A 270-nucleotide genomic window follows, 5' to 3' on the forward strand; every position below is an offset into this window, starting at 1 on the left:
GGTGTACCTATTCTGTTGGTTTTTTCGAGCTTATCATTATGGCTCAGTGAAGCAGGTCTTGAAACAGGCGTTATCACGATGTTTGGTTGGGCTGGACTTGGCTATTCCTTTAAATTTATTTGGGCACCCTTGATTGACTCTATGCCACTACCTTTTTTAACCAAATGGTTAGGACGGCGTAGAGCGTGGATGTTTATCTCCCAACTACTGATCTTGCTGGCAATTTTTACGATGGCAAGTGTCAACCCAGTTGTAGACAATGTACTTTGG

At 43.0% G+C, this 270-nt stretch carries 1 pseudogene; it reads left to right on the top strand.

Annotation, left to right across the window (positions count from 1 at the left end):
* Window positions 1-270 (top strand): annotated as a pseudogene (locus tag AAEY72_RS15000) (AmpG family muropeptide MFS transporter); the annotation flags it as partial.

The sequence above is a fragment of the Psychrobacter sp. W2-37-MNA-CIBAN-0211 genome (genome assembly GCF_040309405.1).
GTDB lineage: Bacteria > Pseudomonadota > Gammaproteobacteria > Pseudomonadales > Moraxellaceae > Psychrobacter > Psychrobacter glaciei.